This is a genomic window from Roseibium sp. SCP14, from assembly GCF_040329475.1.
Taxonomy (GTDB): domain Bacteria; phylum Pseudomonadota; class Alphaproteobacteria; order Rhizobiales; family Stappiaceae; genus Roseibium.
Window position 1 is genome coordinate 114,878 of record NZ_JBDZYH010000004.1, and the last position, 19,573, is coordinate 134,450.

General features: G+C 55.2%; 18 protein-coding genes. 10 read left to right on the forward strand and 8 right to left on the reverse strand.

Annotation, left to right across the window (positions count from 1 at the left end; genetic code table 11):
* Positions 1–56 precede the first annotated feature (56 nt).
* Positions 57–908 (forward strand): LysR substrate-binding domain-containing protein, encoded by an 852-nt coding sequence (locus tag ABLQ08_RS17510; RefSeq protein WP_352944622.1) that lies wholly within the window; start codon positions 57–59, stop codon positions 906–908.
* A gap of 384 nt (positions 909–1,292) precedes the next feature.
* Here ABLQ08_RS17510 and ABLQ08_RS17515 read toward each other — a convergent pair whose 3' ends face one another.
* On the reverse strand, positions 1,293–2,849 hold the full coding sequence (locus ABLQ08_RS17515; protein ID WP_352944624.1) for a 2-isopropylmalate synthase: 1,557 nt from the start codon (positions 2,847–2,849) through the stop codon (positions 1,293–1,295).
* Positions 2,850–3,711: 862 nt separating this feature from the next.
* Here ABLQ08_RS17515 and ABLQ08_RS17520 point away from each other — a divergent pair.
* Entirely contained in the window at positions 3,712–4,407 is a 696-nt protein-coding gene (locus ABLQ08_RS17520) for an outer membrane protein (RefSeq protein ID WP_352944626.1), read from the forward strand.
* A gap of 634 nt (positions 4,408–5,041) precedes the next feature.
* On the forward strand, positions 5,042–7,009 hold the full coding sequence (locus tag ABLQ08_RS17525; RefSeq protein WP_352944628.1) for an AAA family ATPase: 1,968 nt from the start codon (positions 5,042–5,044) through the stop codon (positions 7,007–7,009).
* 140 nt (positions 7,010–7,149) lie between these two features.
* On the opposite strand, the gene ABLQ08_RS17530 is transcribed toward ABLQ08_RS17525, so the two are convergent.
* From ABLQ08_RS17530 to ABLQ08_RS17540, 3 genes are read right to left on the reverse strand one after another with little or no spacing between them, the layout of a single operon-like run.
* On the reverse strand, positions 7,150–7,857 hold the full coding sequence (locus ABLQ08_RS17530; protein WP_352944630.1) for a DUF899 domain-containing protein: 708 nt from the start codon (positions 7,855–7,857) through the stop codon (positions 7,150–7,152).
* Positions 7,858–7,881: 24 nt separating this feature from the next.
* Positions 7,882–8,373 carry an SRPBCC family protein gene (locus ABLQ08_RS17535; protein WP_352944631.1) on the reverse strand — a complete coding sequence of 164 codons (492 nt, stop codon included), beginning with the start codon at positions 8,371–8,373 and terminating at the stop codon, positions 7,882–7,884.
* A complete protein-coding gene (locus ABLQ08_RS17540) occupies positions 8,370–8,693 on the reverse strand; it encodes an ArsR/SmtB family transcription factor (protein ID WP_352944633.1) in 324 nt (107 codons plus the stop codon). The genes ABLQ08_RS17535 and ABLQ08_RS17540 overlap by 4 nt, the downstream gene beginning before the upstream one ends.
* Positions 8,694–8,849: 156 nt before the next feature.
* Between ABLQ08_RS17540 and ABLQ08_RS17545 the strand changes: the two genes are divergently transcribed.
* The 3 genes from ABLQ08_RS17545 (at position 8,850) to ABLQ08_RS17555 (ending at position 11,569) form a co-directional block, all read left to right on the forward strand.
* Positions 8,850–9,500, forward strand: coding sequence for a glutathione S-transferase family protein (locus tag ABLQ08_RS17545; RefSeq protein ID WP_352944635.1), 651 nt, complete (start codon positions 8,850–8,852; stop codon positions 9,498–9,500).
* A 116-nt stretch (positions 9,501–9,616) separates the two neighbouring features.
* Positions 9,617–10,519 (forward strand): DMT family transporter, encoded by a 903-nt coding sequence (locus ABLQ08_RS17550; RefSeq protein ID WP_352944636.1) that lies wholly within the window; start codon positions 9,617–9,619, stop codon positions 10,517–10,519.
* 147 nt (positions 10,520–10,666) lie between these two features.
* Positions 10,667–11,569, forward strand: a complete 903-nt coding sequence (locus tag ABLQ08_RS17555) for a DMT family transporter (RefSeq protein ID WP_352944638.1) — start codon at positions 10,667–10,669, stop codon at positions 11,567–11,569.
* A 23-nt stretch (positions 11,570–11,592) separates the two neighbouring features.
* On the opposite strand, the gene ABLQ08_RS17560 is transcribed toward ABLQ08_RS17555, so the two are convergent.
* The 3 genes from ABLQ08_RS17560 to ABLQ08_RS17570 all read right to left on the reverse strand — a co-directional run bounded on the left by ABLQ08_RS17560 (position 11,593) and on the right by ABLQ08_RS17570 (position 14,832).
* Positions 11,593–12,504 (reverse strand): PhzF family phenazine biosynthesis protein, encoded by a 912-nt coding sequence (locus ABLQ08_RS17560; RefSeq protein WP_352944640.1) that lies wholly within the window; start codon positions 12,502–12,504, stop codon positions 11,593–11,595.
* A 140-nt stretch (positions 12,505–12,644) separates the two neighbouring features.
* Positions 12,645–13,796, reverse strand: a complete 1,152-nt coding sequence (locus ABLQ08_RS17565) for a GNAT family N-acetyltransferase (RefSeq protein ID WP_352944642.1) — start codon at positions 13,794–13,796, stop codon at positions 12,645–12,647.
* A 133-nt stretch (positions 13,797–13,929) separates the two neighbouring features.
* Positions 13,930–14,832, reverse strand: a complete 903-nt coding sequence (locus ABLQ08_RS17570; protein WP_352944643.1) for a pirin family protein — start codon at positions 14,830–14,832, stop codon at positions 13,930–13,932.
* Between the two features lie 250 nt (positions 14,833–15,082).
* Here ABLQ08_RS17570 and ABLQ08_RS17575 point away from each other — a divergent pair, with 250 nt between their 5' ends.
* From ABLQ08_RS17575 to ABLQ08_RS17590, 4 genes are read left to right on the forward strand one after another with little or no spacing between them, the layout of a single operon-like run.
* The gene (locus ABLQ08_RS17575; protein ID WP_352944645.1) at positions 15,083–16,006 is read left to right on the forward strand and encodes an ABC transporter ATP-binding protein; all 924 of its coding nucleotides are present in this window, start codon (positions 15,083–15,085) and stop codon (positions 16,004–16,006) included.
* 8 nt (positions 16,007–16,014) lie between these two features.
* Positions 16,015–16,527, forward strand: coding sequence for a GNAT family N-acetyltransferase (locus tag ABLQ08_RS17580; RefSeq protein WP_352944647.1), 513 nt, complete (start codon positions 16,015–16,017; stop codon positions 16,525–16,527).
* Positions 16,524–17,285 (forward strand): ABC transporter permease, encoded by a 762-nt coding sequence (locus ABLQ08_RS17585; protein WP_352944648.1) that lies wholly within the window; start codon positions 16,524–16,526, stop codon positions 17,283–17,285. The genes ABLQ08_RS17580 and ABLQ08_RS17585 overlap by 4 nt, the downstream gene beginning before the upstream one ends.
* 31 nt (positions 17,286–17,316) lie before the next feature.
* Positions 17,317–18,210, forward strand: a complete 894-nt coding sequence (locus ABLQ08_RS17590) for a D-alanyl-D-alanine carboxypeptidase family protein (RefSeq protein WP_352944650.1) — start codon at positions 17,317–17,319, stop codon at positions 18,208–18,210.
* Between the two features lie 44 nt (positions 18,211–18,254).
* Here the strand turns inward: ABLQ08_RS17590 and ABLQ08_RS17595 are convergent, their stop codons facing one another.
* A complete protein-coding gene (locus tag ABLQ08_RS17595) occupies positions 18,255–19,415 on the reverse strand; it encodes a GGDEF domain-containing protein (RefSeq protein WP_352944652.1) in 1,161 nt (386 codons plus the stop codon).
* Positions 19,416–19,573: the final 158 nt, after the last annotated feature.

A 19,573-nucleotide genomic window follows, 5' to 3' on the forward strand; every position in this document is an offset into this window, starting at 1 on the left:
AGCTACAGTGGTATTAATGAAACAAATAGTTTGAATAACAGAAATTTGAAAATCGAATGGAAAACCTCGACAGTGATCTTCTGAGAACTTTCATTGCGGTGGCTGAAGCCGGCAGTGTTACAGATGGCGCGGAACGGATTTTCCGATCACAGTCGGCAGCCAGCATTCAGATCAAGCGCCTGGAAGAGGTGCTGGGCCGCAAGGTATTCGAGCGGCACGGCCGTGGTGTCGTGCTGACCGAGACCGGCCAGCGCCTGTTACCGGTTGCCCGCACTGTCACGGAACGGCTGGATAGCGCCTTGCGCGAGATTGCATCGGACGGACTGAGTGGAAAGCTGCGGCTGGGCCTGCCCGACGATCATGGCCGCGACAAGCTTGCACGGATTGTCGGAGCCTTCACACAGTCCCACCCGTTGGTCGAACTTGAAGTGACCTGCTCGCTGAGTGCGGGCTTTCCCGAAGCATTGGCAAGGGGACAGCTTGACCTGGCCGTTTATGAGGTCGAGATCCCATCTGCGATCGAGGAACTTCTTTTCGAAGATCCGACTTGCTGGGCAGCCTCCGCGGTTCGCGATTTCAGTTCGGTGGAACCACTACCGGTTGCTCTCTTTGACCATGCCTGCTGGTGGCGGGACGCGGCACTTCACTCGCTGGAGCAAATGGACCGGCCCTACCGCGTGGTCTATTCCAGCCAGAGCGTTGCCGGTGTCATTGCAGCGGTTGAAGCAGGCGTTGGAGTCGGATTGCTCGGACGCTCTTCCCTGAATGACAGAATGAGGGTTTTGGGAGAGGCGGATGGGTTTGGCGCAGCACCGGTTTCAAAACTTGTTCTCGGAGTTTCTGACAAGGCCCGGTCTGAGAGCGTCGAGGCGATGATGTCGGCAATACGGACCGAGTTCCGGCGGTGAGCTATTTGAGGTATGATCGTGTGCTTACCGCTAAGCCCAACCGTCGTTTTGTTACGCAGCCGGCGCTTCCGTCAGTCTTGTGAAACGACATACAGGGCGGCGGCAGACGCTGCTTTGGCGGCCTCCTCTGCCTGTCTTTCGCTTGCCATGGCGCGCGCTGTTGTCAGGGCGCCGATCAGGATGCTCAGGAAAGTCGGGGCAGGAGAACCCTTGAGGATTTCAGCGGAACCTTCAGCAGTTATGGCTTGGTGGACCTGCGAGATCCGGAGGACCTTCAGGGTCTTGTCCGCTATTCCGGGGAACTGTGCAAGTAGACGGGATCACAGAAAAGGGCCGCAAGATGCGGCCCTTCATTTTTACTATGCCGGGAAGTGCGGGGTTGGCTTAAACAGCCTGTAGCGCACCCGGGTTGCTGGTCTGCTGGCGCAGGGCCAGCTTGTTCATGGCCGAGACATAAGCCCGTGCCGATGCGACCAGAGTATCGGTATCGGCACCCTTGCCGGTCGCGATGCGGCCTTCTGCTTCCAGGCGAACAGACACTTCCGCCTGTGCGTCTGTGCCTTCGGTCACAGCGTGAACCTGATACAGCGACAGGGTCGCTTCATGTGGCACGATGGACTTGATTGCGTTGAAAGTCGCATCCACAGGGCCGTCGCCGGTTGCTTCCTTGGTGATGTGTTGACCGTTTACATCCATCGTCAGGATTGCCTTCTGCGGCCCGCCCGTTCCGGCGATGACGGTCAGGGCGATAACCTTGGTGCTTTCGCCCAGGATGTTGATTTCGTCCTCAACCAGCGCTTCGATGTCTTCGTCATAGACGTGCTTCTTGCGGTCGGCCAGGTCCTTGAAACGGCGGAATGCATCCTGCAGGGCATTGTCGCCCAGCTCGAAGCCCAATTCGCGCAGCTTGTCGCGAAAGGCATGGCGGCCTGAGTGTTTGCCCATCACCAGCGAAGTGGCTTTCACGCCGACATCTTCCGGACGCATGATCTCGTAGGTTTCGGCATTCTTCAGCATGCCATCCTGGTGAATGCCGCTCTCATGGGCAAAGGCGTTCTTGCCGACAATGGCCTTGTTGAACTGAACCGCGAAACCGGACGCTCCAGCGACCATCTTGGAGGCGCGTACCAGGTATTTCGGGTCGATCTGGGTTTCGTAGGGCAGGACGTCGCCGCGCGTACGGATTGCCATGACGATCTCTTCCAGCGACGCGTTGCCTGCGCGCTCTCCGAGGCCGTTGATCGTGCATTCGATCTGACGGGCGCCGCCGTCGACACCGGCCAGCGAATTGGCAACCGCCAGGCCCAGATCGTCGTGACAGTGAACGGAGAAGATCGCCTGATCGCTGTTCGGCACCCGCTCGCGGATCTGCTCGAACATGGACTTGTACTCGTCCGGTGTCGCATAGCCGACAGTGTCCGGCAGGTTGATGGTTGTTGCCCCGCATTTGATGGCGGCTTCCACGCAGCGGCACAGATATTCGATCGGTGTGCGGGTGGCGTCCATCGCAGACCATTCGACGTCATCGATCAGATTGCGCGAACGCGTCACGGTATCGGTAATGATATCCAGAACCTGTTCTTCCGTCTTGTTCATCTGGAATTTCAGGTGGATGGGAGAGGTGGAAACGAAAGTATGGATGCGGCCTTTTTCGGCGTGTTTCACCGCTTCGCCGCAGCGGTCGATATCGGCATGGATGGCGCGGGCCAAACCTGCGATTACGGAGTTTCGCGAGCGTTTGGCGATTTCACTGACCGCCTCAAAGTCGCCGTTGGAGGCGATCGGAAAACCGGCTTCGATGATGTCGACGCCCATGTCGTCCAGGATTTCGGCAATCTGCAACTTCTCTTCCAGAGTCATGGACGCGCCAGGCGATTGTTCGCCGTCGCGCAAGGTGGTGTCGAAGATGCGGATCTGGTCCTTCTCGGAGGTGGCAGTCATTTTGTTTCGTCCCTGACTTGGATCGACGGCCTGATGGAAATGCAATGGAGGCGACGCGCGATCCGATTTTCGTGATGCGTTTTTTGAAGTATCTCCCCTAAGTGCCCGTTCCGCCAGTCACAACGCGGATCAGCCGACGCTCAGGGGCATCTAAGAAGGAGGAGATCGCCAAGTAGGATAAGGCCGCCGCGCTTCGCCTGCGCGTCGAGAGAAGAACCAGTTATGCCGCGTGCCGCGATCATGGGTCTGTCTTTGGCCTTTGGTCGTCGTATCCTGATACCCTTCCAAGGTGACGCTAATGCATGACCCGAGGGTTAACGGTTGCTGTTCTTACGGCAGGAATCCGTTTGATGCAATAGGCATTTGAGCTGGGGATGGAATTTACAGGAATGCAACGGAACTCATCTGCGGAGAAATACACGTTTAAGTGCTTCGGGTTAGTCGGCTTTGCTCCTAAACAGATTCAGGGCGCCTTGCCCCGATGGTGCGGAGATGATGGTGCTCAGTAAGTAACTGAGCCGATCTCGGCACAGAACTAGCAGGGCGTTTGAGAGATATTTGCCGGTAAAGAGTGTCAGGTTCCAAATGCCTGTGTTGTGATTTTACATGTGTATGTAGATTTTAGTTATCTCGTAAGTAATTTATAGCGTAGTTTCATTTCTTCGGTGGTTTTGTAAGTAGTTCATCAAATTTCTAAATTGATACAAAAGTTACAATAGAGAAATTGTTGATACAATGTACAAATTGATCGTCTCTTTGTCTGTAGGTACTTAGCTTTCCTTAAGTTTGTTGAGGAAATGGATTGCTGCGGTCTAAGGGGATGTAGATGCTGTGTTATTGTAGACGAAGCCTGAGTTCGGTCTTGCTTCTCGGGACATCATTGTTATCGACAATTGCCATCGCAGAAGATGGTAGCTCTTCCAACTGGTACATAAAGAGCGAAGCCGGTGCCGCATTCAGCAATGATGCGGGAACAACAGACATGTCGTTCACCCACGGTCCGCAAGTTACGGTAAATGACAGTGATCTGGGGGTTAGTCCCGTTTTCGGCATCGGCATCGGTCGGCAAATTTACAAGAATTTTCGTGGCGATGTAACGTTCAATTATCGAGGCGGATTTGAACTCGATACGGAATCTACAGACTCGTTGCCGGCCTCGCCACTTGACGCCGACATCAAAAGCTACAGCCTTATGGCCAACCTCTATTGGGATATTTACAGGTTCGATGCCGGACAATTGGCGATTACACCTTATCTTTCAGGAGGTGCCGGTGTCGCAATAAATCAGACCGATGATATGCTTCTGATCGCAGGTGGGACTAACGCTGCCGAGATCAGCGGTGGAACGAAAACCAACTTTGCATTTCAGGTAGGAGCAGGGGCGGGGATCGAGATGTCTGAGCACCTTACTCTGGATCTCGGGTATCGCTATGTGGATCTTGGTGAATTCCAATCGGGCAAAAACCTCCCTTCAGTGCCTTCTGTGAAACTCAACGATCCGATCAAAGGAGACCTGACCTCCCACGAAATCATGATCGGTCTGAGATACAACTTTTGAGATTTTCAGAATATTTCCCAACGGCTGACACGAAGCCGGATTTTGCCGTTGGGTCTATCTGAAGAAAACCAGACGGCGACGTGAGTTGTGTGGCCGGAACTTCAAGCGGCTTCGAAATCGTAGCCGTGTTATCCACGTTATCTACCCGGCCTCGCGAGATGGACGGCCACCTTCTCCGAGAGTTTGCCTTCCGGGTGCTGTTAGTCGTTTTCCCAAACATGTCCTGCCGCCTGACCCAGGCCATCGAATAGGGTAGACATTCTGCGTGCCGACGCTGGGAAGCTCTTCACTGACCTGTCAAATGAGCAACCGCTTGTGATATTTTCGCAACCAAGTTTGTGTTTCGCATCAATCTTGAAATTACCGGTTGAAATTGAAAGTGCCGCTCGGTAAGTGCTTGTCATCACGCGCCGTGGAATTGGCGCAATGAGGAGAAATGCATTGCAGGTGAGAGACACCCTACCGGGTCTGCGCTTCGTCGCTTTCCAGTCTCTGCCGTAAGCACATCCCATGTGCTGCGGTCGAGGCGAAAGCAGAGTCGGCCGCGCAACCCCCAAACAATTGAAAAACTAGTCGGGAAATCACATTGAGCAAAAGCGCTCTGTGCAAACCCGATTTGGGTCATGGGACAATCATGAACGAATATCAGTTGGTGAAAGCCATGCTGCTCCATGTGAGCCGCGGGCTTTCCGAAGATGCCCCTTTGGCGAAAGCGCTAAAAGACTGGGCACTCGACAATCTGGCCTGGCTCGGTCTGGGCATCCGTAAACGTGACGCGAAGAACTGGGATAGCTTGCAGCAAGCGCTCCAGCGATGGCGGCTGCCTGAAACGCCCGTGCCTTATGTCATGGAAATTTCCGATACGCTGGCCGAACTCCTCGGACTGGATCATGAAAACAGCACCTTGCTGGCGTTGCTCATCGGCTGTGATCGCTTGCCAAAGTTGCAATGCCTTTCGGAAGTTGTAACCGGCAAGGGAGTCGATCTGCCGGTAATGCTTGCCGAACTTTGTGGCGTTTCAACACATGAAGCATTGCGTTTTGTCAGGCGCAGTCCGGTGTTTCGTCTGGGGTTGATCGGATTTGAAGTGTCTCGCTCGGGATCTGTTTCAGTTGAGATCAAATGGGCCCTTGAAAAACTGCTTGATCGTGCTCCGAGCCAGGGCGAGGAGTTTGTTGATGCCCTGATCGGCCCGCGTCACGAGACCAGCTTGTCCATGATGGACTTCGCTGAAGTCAAAGACGCGCCGTTCATCGCAAACCTGCTTGCCGGCGCAGTCAAGGAACGGGCGAGGGGGATCAATGTGCTTGTTTACGGACCGCCCGGCACCGGCAAAACGGAATTGGCGCGCGTGCTCTGCCGCGAAGCAGACTTGCGTCTTCATGCCGTGGGCGAAGTCGATGATGATGGAGAAGAGCCGACGCGTTACGACCGCGTCAGCGCGCTTATGCTTGCGCAGCGCGTTTTGGAGGACAGGAAAGAAGCCGTCATTCTGTTTGATGAAATGGAAGACTTCATCGGTGACGCCCAACGTAGCGCAGGCGACTGGATGATGCGCCGTGACGGGAGCAAGGTTTTTGTCAACCGAATGCTCGAAAGCAACCCGGTTCCTGTCATTTGGACAACCAATGCCGTTGGCAATATCGATGACGCGATCCTCCGCCGGATGAGCTACGTGCTTGAACTGGACTACCCCTCACGCAAGGCAAGGCAGCGCATTGCGCAAACGATCTGCAAAGATGAAAATGTCGTCTTTTCGGAAGAGGTCGCGAAGCTTGTCGAGACCGCTGAAGAAACAACGACGATCTTGCGCAACGCGGCCAGGGCCTCAAGGTTGGCTGGCTACGCAGGAGAGGTCGAGCAAGTAAGCGCGGCGCTTGTCAAAACGCTTCGCGGCGGAGAACTGCCGAGCCGGGCATCGCAAGAGATTGATTTGGGTCTCTATAACACCGAGCCTCCCTTGGGTGCGGTGTTGGAAAGCATTGCGGAGTGCGGTTACAGCGATGTTTCTCTGTTGCTTAGTGGACCTCCCGGTACTGGCAAGACAGCATTTGCCCACCACTTTGCCACGCGTCTCGACAAACCCCTGCTGACCAAACGAGCGTCCGACCTTCTCTCCAAGTGGGTTGGCGGAACCGAGCGCAATATTGCAGAAGCTTTCGCAGATGCGCGGAAGGAACAAGGTGTCTTGTTTTTCGATGAGGCCGACAGCCTGATGTACGACCGAGCGACCGCGAGTGCGAGCTGGGAGGCGGGCCAAGTCAACGAGCTGTTGTCGTGGCTTGATCGTCACGACCAGCCTGTCCTGGCTGCAACCAATTTTGCGTCAAAACTCGATTCGGCCACTCTTCGCCGTTTCGACTTCAAGCTTGAACTAAAACCGCTTGACCGGGCTGGCTTGTGCTACGCGTTTCGTAAGTACTTCGGGACTGACGCTCCCGCAGAGATCACTCAGCTGTGCAACATAACACCTGGGGATTTTTCCGTTGTCAAAAAGCAAATGCGGTTCAAGGAGACCCCGTCGGTGCAAGAGATTGCCTCAGCGTTGATGAGGGAGGCTGAATTGAAGCCCGAGACCAGTATGACGATTGGGTTCCTGTGAAAGTATGAGGCGTTTGCCAACGAAGCGGACTAATTGCGGATTGGTGTCTGGTCTCTGGAACATGTCGCACTGCAGGAACCTGATCTGCGGACCGATCATTTCCAGAGACAGACTTTGGGAGGGCCCGGGAAAGTGCCGGATCACTCCTCCACGCCGTACATGTCCCTCCGGCGGACCCAGGCCATCGGGTAGGAAAGGCCCTCTTCGTGCCGGCCCATCGGGGTGAGGTCGAGCAGGTTATAGGCCATGTTGAGGATGTCGAGACCCCGCCCGTAAGTGGAGTAGCTGTGTCCGATGCGACCGTCATCAAGCTTCAGGAATGTGCTGACACCGGGAAGTTCTTCACTGAACACTTTTCCGGAGTAGTTGTAACCTTGGCCTGTCGGATCTTCCTTGCCGGGAAACGTAACGCCATAGTCGACGTTGAAGCCGTTGCCGTTGGTGGACACCCAGTTGAAGGTCCAGCCCAGGCGCTTTCTGTAGGCCAGCAGCTTTTCGAGCGGTGCGTTGGAGATTGCCAGGAGCGCAGTGTCGCGTGCAGCCAGATGGGCATCAAGTCGCTCGTAATTGTCCGCCCAGAAAGAACAGCTCGGGCACCCTTCTTCCCAGGTCTCTCCGAACATGAAGTGATAGACAACCAGTTGCGGATGAGGACCGAAAAGCTCGGAAAGGGATTTCCTGCCGTTCTCCGTGTCAAAGACATAGTCCTTTTCAACCAGCACCATCGGCAGTTCGCGCCGGGCGGCAGACAGCTCGTCCCGTTCCTTTGTGAAGGCCTTTTCACGCGCGAGCAGTGCCTTGCGGGCGTCGAGCCATTCTTCGTGGCTGACGAATTTTGGAGATGACATGGTCTTCCTCCTGTCGAGTTGGAATTAGTCCGTGACGAAGGCTGCAAGCCGGCCAAAGCAGCCGTCCCATCCACCTCCGACACCCCGGCGCGCATCCTCGGTCTTGATGGCTTCATGGCGAAGCTTCACTTCCGTCGCCTTGCCCATTTGTGTGAAAGTGACGGCAACCTTTGAAGAGTCGGTGGCTTCGCGCGTCCCATCGGCAAATTCCTGCACGTGGCGCCAACTGAACTCGAGTCGGTTCGGGGCGTCGATCACCAGGTACTCGCCTTCAAAATGGATTTGTTTTTCCTGCGTCTTTTCAATGACAAAGCACCACCTGCCACCGACCTTCAGATCGATGTTTACGGAAACGAGGCCTCCCGCTTTGGGAATAAACCAGCAACTGACTTCCTCAGCATCGGTGAACGCCTTGAAAACGCGTGCGGCTTCAGCCCTGAAGAGGCCTTCAACAATAACCGGCTCCTGGCCGGGGCCGGACTTCAGAAATTCCCTGACGGGTTGCTGTGCAGTCATTTTTCTGAATCATCCTTTGCTAAATGGCGGGCAAGGGCGTCGAACCTGTCGATCCAGAAAGTTTCGTACTTGCTGAGCCAGTCGACAGCCTCCTTGATCGGGGCGCCTCGCAAACGGCAGTGTCGCGTGCGTCCGCGCTTCTCGATGTCAACAAGTCCGGCATCGGAAAGCACGCGCAAATGCTTGGAAACTGCCGTCAACGACATGTTGAAAGGTGCGGCAAGGTCCGAAAGGGTGGTTTCACCATCTGCGAGCCGGGAGACGATGGCCCGGCGCGTGCCGTCGCTCAGAGCGGAAAATGTGGCATCGAGTTGTGGCATTTGCTGCACATTCATAAAGTGAACCTTTTGGTTGACTATCATATTGTTTCATTATAGTCAACTAAATGGTTGAGTAAAGAGTCTCCAAAGAGGCAGACCTCGACATTGACCGCACTCGGACTGTCCGGGCGCGCGCTGACAACAGGAGAAGTAGTGATGGAACTTTATGTAACCGACTTGTCCCCAAACAGCCGCCGGGTTCTTGCCGTCATTCATCACCTTGGACTGGAAGGGGAGACCGACATTCGGAAATTCAACATCATGACCGGGGAACACCAGACCGATGCATTCCGGGCGATCAACCCGAACGTGAAGGTTCCCGTACTTGTCGATGGCGATTTCCGTTTGTGGGAAGCCAACCCGATCATGATCTATCTGAGCGATCGTCAGGGTGCGGAGACCTTTTGTCCTTCCGGCAAGCGGGACCGGATCGAAGTCCTGCGATGGCAATCATGGGAAGTCCAGCACTTCAACCGGGCTCTTGGAGACATCGTTTGGGAGACCGTGGCGAAACCGGCATTCGGCATGGGGGCTCCAGATGCCGAGAAGATCGAGACGGGTCAGCAGAATTTCCGTCGTTTCGCCGCCGTATTGGATGACCATCTGAACGGCAGGGACTATGTTCTCGGTAACGACGTGACGGTTGCCGACTTTGCCGTCGGCAGTCATTCCGCCCTGGCGCTTCACCCTCAGTCCCAGGTGCCGCTGCCGGAATTTCCCAACGTGCAGACTTGGCTGCACAGGCTCGAAGGTCTACCCGCCTGGGCAAAGACCGCGCCGCAGGCACCTGCTGACGCCGCCGAATAGGCAATTGGCTGCCGGTGTACTTCACGGCGAGATCAAACGATCACCCGCGGCATGGCCCGGCTTCGCTCAGGTCATGATTGCCGATGACAGGGCTAGCCGCTAGGCTGGCTTCTGTCATGAGGCGTCTTTATGTCATTTCTCTTTGCTTCGGCTTTATCGCCGCATTTCTGATGGGATTGAATGCCGTCTTCGTGAGGTATCTGACAGTAGACATGCATGGTCTGCAGATCGCAGTGTTTCGGCTTTGGATCGCATGCGGTGTCATCTATTGCCTGTTGAAACTGGCGGGTCACAAGTTCAGCTTCTTTCCCTATGGCCGATATCAGTATCTCGCCGTTGCCGGCTTCACGCTGAATTACATCACGTTCCATATCGGTCTGGAAATGGCCAGTGCAACAAATGCAATGGTTCTGGAAAACACCGCACCTTTCTTTGTACTTGTGTTGCTGGTCGTGGCCCGCCTTGAAAAGGTTCGATGGACAGATGGCGTGGCAACCGTCATGGCTCTGACCGGAGTGTATTTTACCGTCCGGCACGATTTTCAGTTTGGCACGTCCGGCCGTATTGGTGACCTGTGGGAACTGGGGGCCGGTCTCAGCTGGGCCATGTTTACAATCGGCAGCACAGCATCAGTAAAACAAACCAGATCGACCATGGACCGAATGGCGGTTCTGCTGAAAATACTGTTGCCATGTGGGCTTGTCTTGACACCGTCTCTGGCGTTTTATCCGCTCAGGGCAGATGTAATGGACATTTCCGTGCTGCTGGCGCTGGGCGTCTTTTCAACGGCCTTCGGGTACTATGCTTGGTATGAAGCAATGGCGGGCATCTCCACGGTCACGGCATCGCTGTTGGTCGTTCTGTCCGTCGTGTTCACGTTTGTTGTCGCTTACTTTGCCTTGGACGAGCAGGTCACGCGCGACATGCTGATCGGTGCAAGCTTGATTGTTGTGGCTGTTATTCTGCCGGGCCTCTTGGAAACCAGGCGGTCAAAGGAAGCCGTCGACAACGCGGAATGACCGACTGGTAGCGATGGAGTTCGTTTGGCATTCCGCGATGGCGGTTTGACGTTGGTATGAGTGCCTGAACCTTGGTCAACAGGTGGCAATCCCTGACCCTTGATCGTTTACGTTGTCGGATCGTATTTCGTCCGGTAGCATCCAACAATGGACGTAACCTCTTCAAAACGAGCGCTCGGGTTCGGGGTTCTTGCCGCTCTGTTGTTCGGCACGCACAGTGTCATTGCCCGTTTCCTGACGAGCGATCTTCACGGCCTGCAGATCGCCGTTCTTCGGCTGTGGATCGCAAGTGCCATTCTTTTCCTGATCCTGAAGGCTCAGGGGCAGCCGGTGTTTCCGATCCGTTTCGACAAGTACAAGCTTTTGGCGATTGCTGGATTTGTTTTCAATTACATCTTCTTTCACGTCGGTCTCGAACAAACCAGCGCGACAAACGGGATGGTGCTTGAAAACACCGCGCCGTTCTTCGTGTTGCTCATGCTGGCGAGTGCCGGCATCGAACGTGTGCGCCGGGTAGACGTGATCGCAACCGTTCTCGTGATGGCCGGCGTTATCCTGACGGTCAGGCACGACTTCGACCCCGGCGCGACGGGATTGTTTGGCGATATCATGATGGTCGTCGCGGGCTTTACCTGGGCAATATTCATCATCGGCAGTACGCAGTCGGTGCAGAACACCAGCAATCCGATGGAACGGCTACAGCTCTTGTTTCAGATCCTGCTGGTCAGTGCAGTCGTCCTGACACCCGGCTTTTTCCTGTTCCCGTTCGAGCCAACGGCCGCCGACTTGATGTGGCTGGTATTCCTGGCCGTGTTTCCGACCGCGATCGGCTATTACCTCTGGTACGAGGCGATGGCGGGTGTTTCGACTGTTACCGCAGCACTGTTGTTCGTTCTGTCGGTGGTCTTCACTTTCATCAACGCCGCCATCTTCCTGGGTGAAGAACTGACGCCCGGAATGATTATCGGCGGTGCGCTGGTAATCGCATCCGTAATCACACCTTCACTTTTTGGCAGCAACGCCGAAAAACAGGAAGACGAAACCGCCTGAGGGCGGTCCACGCCTTTGGTCGATCAGACGTAAAGCTCTCCTCGAGCGACGATCGTCGCCTGTCCGCCGATCCTCACTGCATGCATGCCGCCGTTTTCGATGTCGATTTCCAGGTCAATCAGGGAAGGGCGCCCCATTTCAAACCCCTGCTCGATACGAATGTGGTGAGTGCCGGCGGTCAGGCCGTCATAAAAATGCACGACACCGGCAAATGCAGCTGCTGCCGACCCGGTCGCCGGGTCTTCGGGGATGCCCATTTCAGGGGCGAAAAGACGTGCGTGGAAGGCACTGTCATGTGAGCGGGTTTCACGGCAATAGACATAGGCATCGTTGTGCACGTCCTTGCCAAAACCGGCCTTCCACATGGCTGCGACCGGTTTTGCCCGGGCAAGTGCATCAAGGTCACGGACCGGCACGAAATTGAAGGGAGGCCCTACCTGGAACCGGGAAGGGGCGTGGTTCTCAAAGCCGATATCGGATGGCTCGAGGTCCAGGGCGGCGGCAATAAGCTCGACATTGTGAGTCGGTCCTGCAGGTTTGGGTAGGCTGGGTACGTCAAATTCGGCAAAAGCGGCGGCGTTTTCACGCAGGATCACGGCGCAGCGCACGGTACCAATTTCTTGCTTGAGAACAACCACTGCGTCCTGTTCTCCCGAAACATCGCCAAAGCGTTCCGTCGCCATCAGAATGGCGGTGCCCACGGTCGGATGCCCGGCAAACGGCAGTTCCAGTTTCGGTGTGAAAATACGCATGCTGGCTGACTGCCCGGGATTTTCGGGAGGGAAAACGAACACCGTTTCTGAAAGATTGAATTCGCCTGCAATCTTCTGCATCTGCTCATCACTCAGCCCCTCGGAGTCCAGCACCACGGCCAGTGGATTACCGGCGAGGGACTTATTCGTGAAGACGTCCAAGATCGCGTAGCGGCGGCTCATATTATTCTCTCCCTGGCGATTCATTCGGATGTGATATCCGAGGTGAGCGGACTTTTGCATTTTAAGGCAAGCCCTGCCAGTGGTTAGTGATCTTTCATAGTGAACAAAATATTGTCATCGTCATGAAGGGGGAAAGTCATTCACGCCAGCAGATATTTTCCGATCTCACGGGCGTAGGGAACGATAGCCGGATCGTCCAGATCTTTGACCGACCGAATGACCCTAATGTCGGAAAGTTCCTGCTCTTCACTGGCCATTGAAAACTGCATGATCCTTTCGCGCAGTTCTTCGGCTATCTCGTTTACGTCGAAGATCTGCGAAATCGAAATTCTTGGCCCGTCAAAGGCAACCAGAAAGTCCCCGTGGCGACAGTCATTTGCAGTCAAACCGGTTTCTTCTTCGAGTTCGCGGCAGATCGCGCCGACAACATCTACCTTGCCATCTTCGGTTCTGTCCGTCGGATCCAGGTTGCCGCCGGGAGGGTAGATGAGACCCGCCGTTGCCGTGCGTTCGGACATCACCCCAAATAGGAGTGCTCCATCATTGGAACGGATGATTGCGGAGCCAAACAGGTTGAAGGCCGAGCTGTCCGGAGCTCCCCAATCCCGCCAGGCGAGGAAAGCTGCGAAGGCGCATTCCTTGCAGGTGCCTTTGAATACGCCGTTTTCGAACGCATAACCGGTCAACTTCAGGGTGCGCCCGTTCCAAAGAAGTGCGATGCGTTTTTTCGCTTCTTCGAAATGGTTCTCAATCGCTACCGCGTTTTCAACTTCGAAGGCCCATGGAGCGTCAGACAGCGAAACGTCAATAGAAGAGATCTTGTGGACCGAAGGCGGCAGGATCTTTTCCATCATCGGAATTTCCTTGTCTGGTGACATCTCGCTCGGCCGGGTCGTTAATGTTCGAAATCCGCGTTTTTCGTAAAAGGGACCGGCGTTAGCGTCCGATTCCAGGTAAAGGCGGGACAGATTGTTCTCGCGCGCATGATCCTCAGCCCTCACCAGCAACAGGTCGCCAACACCTTGTCCTTGCGCTTCCGGGGAAACGAACAGAAAGTCGACCAGAAGCGTATCATTGCCTTCGGGTGTCAGGCCGGAAAACCCGACCGGCACACCGTCAATCTCTGCAACCGTCATGTGAAGCGATTTCAGGGTTGCTTCGGAGATACGCCAATGTTCACGAAACTCAGCCATCTTGTCGTCCGGATATCCCCAGGACGCCTTGGCGCGATGGAGAATATCGGTGAGAATGGCGGCATCTTCGATTGTGGCCGGGCGTAGAATGAGGGGCATGGCTGTCCAGTCGCTTGAGTTCAAGACAGCCCTAGCCAGTCATTGTGAAACTTACAAGGCAGAGGTTGCACAAGAATGACAAGGTCACGGCATGAGTGCCGTGACCAGTCAGTGCCCTTTCCGGCGAAAAGGGTCAGCGAATGAACGTACCCTTTTGCAGTTCGTTGAAAGCCTGAACGAGCTCTTCGCGAGTGTTCATCACAATCGGGCCGTGCCAGGCTACCGGTTCCTTGATTGGCGCGCCTGAAACCAGGAGAAAACGGATGCCGTTTTCACCGGCCTGTACGACGATTTCGTCGCCTGACCCGAATATGACCAGCGACCGGTTGCCCGTCTGATCACGAATTTTCAGCTCTTCGCCGCCGAACTCCTTTTCCGTCAGAACTCCGAAGGGATCTGAGGCGCCCTCAAAAGTTCCCGAACCTTCGAAGATATAGGCGAAGGTCTGCTTGTACGTGTCTACCTTGATACGCTTTTTCTGTCCGGCGGGCACATGAATGTCGAGGTATTGGGGATCGGCTGCGATTCCGTCCACCGGACCGCGCTTGCCCCAGAAATCTCCGCAGATAATCCGCGCGGATGCGCCGTCATCGTCAACAACAACCGGGATGTCCCGGGAGGCAACGTCCTGATAGCGCGGCTCGGTCATCTTCAGGGAGGAGGGAAGATTGGCCCAGAGCTGAAATCCGTGCATGCGGCCGCTTTCGTCACCCTTTGGCATCTCCTGGTGCATGATGCCCCGGCCGGCAGTCATCCATTGCACGTCTCCCGCGCCCAGGTTGCCTGTGTTGCCGAGACTGTCGCCATGCTCGACGGTTCCCGCAAGCACGTATGTGATGGTTTCAATGCCCCGGTGCGGGTGCCAGGGAAAGCCGGAAAGATAGTCTTCAGGGTGTTCGTTGCGAAAGTCGTCGAGTAGCAGGAAAGGGTCCAGCATTTCCGGATTCTGGAAGCCGAAAACTCTTTCCAACTTGACGCCCGCGCCTTCCAGCGTGGGCTGTGTCTTGCCGATATGCGTAACCGGGCGGATAGACATTTGGATTTTCCTTCATCGAACGTGTCGTTGTCCGAAAAATAGCGGCGTTTTGCTGAAAACCTATATCGCGGGCCGCAGACGCAGTGTTTCTTGTGATGAAACAATTGGCTTTGAGTCGAAGGTTCCTGACATGGGATGTCAACAATCCACCGGGCTTGCATCTTGCGGGTTGTCTGCCCACATGCGACTGTGGCTCGCTTATTTGGCCGTCTGGTCAAATCACTTTATTCTTTGAACCGGTTGGAACTTCATGGCTCCGATATTGTCCGTCAGGAACCTGGATAAAACCTATGAAGGTGGCTTCCAGGCACTCAAGTCTGTGTCACTGGATATTCAGGAAGGTGAAGTCTTCGCGCTGCTTGGCCCGAACGGTGCCGGCAAGACGACCTTGATCAGCACCATATGCGGATTGGTGCGCCCAACATCGGGCAGTATTTCTGTTGGTGGTCACGACGCTTTGAGGGAATACAGGGCCGCGCGTCAGTTGATCGGTCTCGTGCCTCAGGAAATGCCGACGGCACCGTTTGAAATTGTTGGAGACACGGTCGCCCTGAGCCGGGGACTCTTCGGGTTACGGCCCGATCCTGATCTGGTGGAACGCATCCTGAAGGATCTGACGCTTTGGGAAAAACGCGACAACCCGATCATGGCTTTGTCCGGCGGTATGAAGCGAAGGCTGCTCGTCGCCAAGGCGCTGGTACATGAACCAAAGATCCTGTTCCTGGATGAACCGACCGCGGGTGTCGATGTGGAACTGCGCCATGACATGTGGCGCATTGTGGGAGAACTGAAGGATCGGGGTGTCACGATCATCCTGACCACCCACTACATAGAAGAAGCCGAAGAAATGGCCGACAGGGTCGGGGTCATCAACAAGGGCGAGATCATTCTTGTCGAGGAAAAAGCCGAGCTCATGCGCAAGCTTGGCCGCAAGCTTCTGACCCTGAGCCTGACCGCACCGCTCGCCTGCATACCAGACGGTCTGTCTCAGTATCACCTGATACTCGAGGATGACGGCAACAGCCTTACCTATACCTATGACACCCATGCCGAGCGCACTGGCATCACTTCGCTCTTGACGGACCTTGCCAAGGCAGGTGTGCGGTTCCAGGACCTTCAGACCGATCAGTCTTCGCTCGAAGACATCTTTGTGGATCTGGTCAAACAGGGATAGCTTTCGAAATGGCGAAAGAGTTCATCATACGCAGAGCGAGATTGGCCGACAAAGACGAGCTGACCGATCTTTGCATGCGCTCCAAGCAATCCAACGGGTATGAAGAAGCGTTCATGGAAGCGTGCGTTGAAGAACTGCGGGTCCGCGACAGTTGGATTGAAAATGACGACTTCTGGGTCGCGGAAGCGACCGACGGCCAGCTGATAGGGTGCATCCGTCTGTCGATGGCGCTGGCGAGTGCGGAAGGAGAGCTGGAAGTCTGTTTCGTGGATCCGGATTGGCAGGGACAGAGCATTGGCCGAAAACTGTTCGATGAGCTCTTTGCCAAAGCGAAATCGAGTGGACTGAGGAAGATCGGTGTGGATTCCGATCCGGAGGCAGAACCTTTTTATGCCCGAATGGGCTTTCAGACGATCGGTCGGTCTCCTTCCGGTTCCATACCAGGCAGGACCTTGCCGAGAATGGAACTGGTGCTGAACAACGAGCCGATAGCAAAGCCGAGTGGGGCAGGGGCGAAATGAACTTCGAAGCGGTCAAATCCATCTATATTTCCGAAATGGCGCGTACCAGACGCACAATCATGCAAAGCGTGATTTCGCCGGTCATCTCGACAGTGCTTTATTTCGTGGTCTTCGGCGCGGCGATCGGTTCGCGCATCACGGAAGTGGACGGTGTCAGCTATGGGGCCTTTATCGTGCCTGGGTTGATCATGCTGTCGCTCATGACGCAGAGCTTGTCGAACGCTTCTTTCGGAATCTATTTTCCGCGTTTCACCGGCACCATTTTCGAAGTGCTTTCAGCCCCCGTATCCTTTCTGGAAATTACGATTGCCTATGTCGGTGCCGCAGCCACCAAATCCATTCTGGTTGGGTTGATTATCCTGATCACTGCAAATTTCTTCGTGGATATCGAGATCCAGCATCCGTTCTGGATGGCGGCGTTTTTCATGCTGACGGCAATCACGTTTGCACTGCTTGGCTTCATCATCGGTATCTGGGCGGACAACTTTGAGAAGTTGCAGTTCGTTCCGCTTCTGATTGTCACACCACTGGCTTTTCTGGGCGGGAGCTTTTATTCCATCAACATGCTGCCGGAGTTCTGGCAGACTGTGACGCTGATCAATCCGGTGGTGTATCTCATCTCGGGATTCCGCTGGAGTTTTTATGGCCAGGCGGACGTCAGTTTGTGGCTGTCCCTGTTTGCGACGATGCTCTTTCTCGGAGGTTCGCTCGCGATTGTGCATTGGATTTTCAAGACCGGGTACCGTTTGAAACCTTGAGGCGGTACCGGAGAAAAGCGCGAGATTTGTAATGCGTTTCAACGCTGTTTCAATAAAGGTTTCCGCCCTTCTTCTGGCTCTGTTCCTGGCAGCCTGTCAAACCGCACAGGCGCCCAAGGCTACAGCGCCATCTGCGTCCACAGCTGCGGCCTCGGTTCAAACAGCATCGCTTCCGGTTATCAGCTACGCGCCGCAAACCGCTGTTGAACGCGGGTTTTCAGCGCTTGTTCTCAATGCATCGACAGGCGGGGAACTTTACGCGGTTGATGCGGACTCGCCCCGCTTTCCGGCTTCGCTCACCAAGATGATGACGCTCTATCTTCTGTTCGATGAGGTCTCCAGCGGGCGGTATTCGCTGTCGTCGCCATTGAAGGTCTCTGAAAATGCAGCCTCGCAGCCACCGGCTAAAATCGGGTTGAAAGCGGGCTCGACCATCACGGTCGAGCAGGCGGCAAGGGCTCTGGCAGTGAAATCGGCAAACGATGTCGGCATCGTCGTTGCTGAAAACATTGCCGGAAGCGAAGCTGCCTTCGCCCGGCAGATGACCCGTCAGGCGCGGGCGCTTGGGTTGACCAAGACACGCTTTGTCAACGCAACCGGCCTACCCGATCCGGCCCAGGTGACCACAGCGCGGGATATGGCCAAGCTGGGTCTCGCTCTGAAACGGAGATTCGCGCAATATGCCAGCTACTACCGCGCGAAGTCCTTCACTTATAACGGCCGTACTTTCCGCGCGACCAACAATCTGCTGGGCAAGGTGTCCGGTGTTGATGGGCTCAAGACCGGGTACATTCGCATGGCAGGTTACAACCTTGTGGCAACCGCTCGACGAGGTGGAAAACAGCTGATCGTCGTTGTCATGGGCGGTAAGAGCGAGGCAGCGCGCGACAGGGAAGTCACACGGCTGATTGAAGCTCATTTCTGACTTCCGAGCAGGGTTTCAGGAACGTTTTCAGTCCTGAAGCTGTTTTATTGGGCGCTTCCAAGACTTGGTTCGGCGAAGGTGATGCGGTTGCGGCCACTGTTTTTCGATTCATAGAGGCTCTTGTCGACGGCCTGCAACAGATCTGTCGTGAGCAGCTGGCTGCCGTCTCCATGATAAATTCCGGCCGAGGTGGTGATCCTGAACTCCTCCGGTGCGAATTCAAAGCGGAGCTCGGAAATCTTTTCTCGCAGCCGATCGGCCACCTTGAAGGCATTGTCCCGGGAAATACCTGGCAACAAAACTGCGAACTCCTCGCCGCCGAGGCGGGCAAAGCAGTCGTCCTGTCTGAGGTGCGAGATAACGGTCTTGCTGACCTTTACCAAAGCCTCGTCTCCGGCTGGATGGCCGTATTCGTCATTCACCTGTTTGAAGTGGTCCAGGTCGAAATGGACCAGACCGAAATTGTCCCTGGGGGTCGCCTGAAGCAGTTGTTCCAGCCGAATTTGAAATTCCCTGCGATTGAAAGCTCCGGTCAACGGGTCTCTGCGTGCAGCCTCCCGGTGTTTGTAGGCGACCTGTTCAAAAGAAACAGCCAGTGAAAATGCTCCCGTCAGGCTGACGAAAATGAGGGCGCTCATCAGGTGAATGTCCTGAATCATGTCGTTCATCATGCCGGGGCCGGCAGGACCGCCGAGTGCCAGGCCATGGACGGTTCTAAGAGCACCTTCTGCAGCCAGCAGGAAAAAAGCCAGGATCAGGCCGATTGCCGAGATGAGACCTCTGAAAACTGGTGATGTGTAGGCGCTGATGGTTGTGATGCAGAGTAGAGTGAAGATGACATTGGCCGCGGCATAGGCAAGGGCGAAGTTTGATACCTGGTAGGCGACAACGGCCACCAGCAAATAGGCCGTTGCGGGCGCCAGGACATTGCTTGCCTTGCTGGGCAGATGGGCAAGCTGTCTTGCCGCATGCAGATGGAACCCAAATCCCAACAGCAAAAGCGTGTTAGGAACCAGGTAGGCCACCAGTTCAGGAAGCCAGGCCTCACTTGCAAAAAACAGCAGCGCCGCTGCCAAAAGGGAATTGGCTGCCGCCCAGCTTCGCCAATGACCATGCGGATTGACGCGGAGCGACATGGCCAGAAAGGAAATAGCGAACACCGACAGGACAAGTATGTTGGCCGAAAACAGTGTCGTCAGATCCATTTTTCGCGGACTCCACGGGTTGGTTCGTCAGTGGATGAGGTGAACGTCATGACGATATAAAATCAGGTCTTGCGATCCAGTTAGAGAATAAAACCCGGTTTTTATAAAATTTTATCTTTGCCTATTTGGGACTAATTCTTTCAGGTGGTGTCGCGTTG

What these genes read in the sequence shown, in the direction of transcription:
- ABLQ08_RS17595 (WP_352944652.1), bottom strand. Translation starts at nt 19,415, where the DNA reads ATGGATCTGACGACACTGTTTTCGGCCAACATACTTGTCCTGTCGGTG.
- ABLQ08_RS17540 (WP_352944633.1), bottom strand. Translation starts at nt 8,693, where the DNA reads ATGCCACAACTCGATGCCACATTTTCCGCTCTGAGCGACGGCACGCGC.
- ABLQ08_RS17565 (WP_352944642.1), bottom strand. Translation starts at nt 13,796, where the DNA reads ATGCCCCTCATTCTACGCCCGGCCACAATCGAAGATGCCGCCATTCTC.
- ABLQ08_RS17580 (WP_352944647.1), top strand. Translation starts at nt 16,015, where the DNA reads ATGGCGAAAGAGTTCATCATACGCAGAGCGAGATTGGCCGACAAAGAC.
- ABLQ08_RS17530 (WP_352944630.1), bottom strand. Translation starts at nt 7,857, where the DNA reads ATGTCATCTCCAAAATTCGTCAGCCACGAAGAATGGCTCGACGCCCGC.
- ABLQ08_RS17560 (WP_352944640.1), bottom strand. Translation starts at nt 12,504, where the DNA reads ATGAGCCGCCGCTACGCGATCTTGGACGTCTTCACGAATAAGTCCCTC.
- ABLQ08_RS17535 (WP_352944631.1), bottom strand. Translation starts at nt 8,373, where the DNA reads ATGACTGCACAGCAACCCGTCAGGGAATTTCTGAAGTCCGGCCCCGGC.
- ABLQ08_RS17575 (WP_352944645.1), top strand. Translation starts at nt 15,083, where the DNA reads ATGGCTCCGATATTGTCCGTCAGGAACCTGGATAAAACCTATGAAGGT.
- ABLQ08_RS17525 (WP_352944628.1), top strand. Translation starts at nt 5,042, where the DNA reads ATGAACGAATATCAGTTGGTGAAAGCCATGCTGCTCCATGTGAGCCGC.
- ABLQ08_RS17585 (WP_352944648.1), top strand. Translation starts at nt 16,524, where the DNA reads ATGAACTTCGAAGCGGTCAAATCCATCTATATTTCCGAAATGGCGCGT.
- ABLQ08_RS17545 (WP_352944635.1), top strand. Translation starts at nt 8,850, where the DNA reads ATGGAACTTTATGTAACCGACTTGTCCCCAAACAGCCGCCGGGTTCTT.
- ABLQ08_RS17515 (WP_352944624.1), bottom strand. Translation starts at nt 2,849, where the DNA reads ATGACTGCCACCTCCGAGAAGGACCAGATCCGCATCTTCGACACCACC.
- ABLQ08_RS17550 (WP_352944636.1), top strand. Translation starts at nt 9,617, where the DNA reads ATGAGGCGTCTTTATGTCATTTCTCTTTGCTTCGGCTTTATCGCCGCA.
- ABLQ08_RS17570 (WP_352944643.1), bottom strand. Translation starts at nt 14,832, where the DNA reads ATGTCTATCCGCCCGGTTACGCATATCGGCAAGACACAGCCCACGCTG.
- ABLQ08_RS17555 (WP_352944638.1), top strand. Translation starts at nt 10,667, where the DNA reads ATGGACGTAACCTCTTCAAAACGAGCGCTCGGGTTCGGGGTTCTTGCC.
- ABLQ08_RS17590 (WP_352944650.1), top strand. Translation starts at nt 17,317, where the DNA reads ATGCGTTTCAACGCTGTTTCAATAAAGGTTTCCGCCCTTCTTCTGGCT.
- ABLQ08_RS17510 (WP_352944622.1), top strand. Translation starts at nt 57, where the DNA reads ATGGAAAACCTCGACAGTGATCTTCTGAGAACTTTCATTGCGGTGGCT.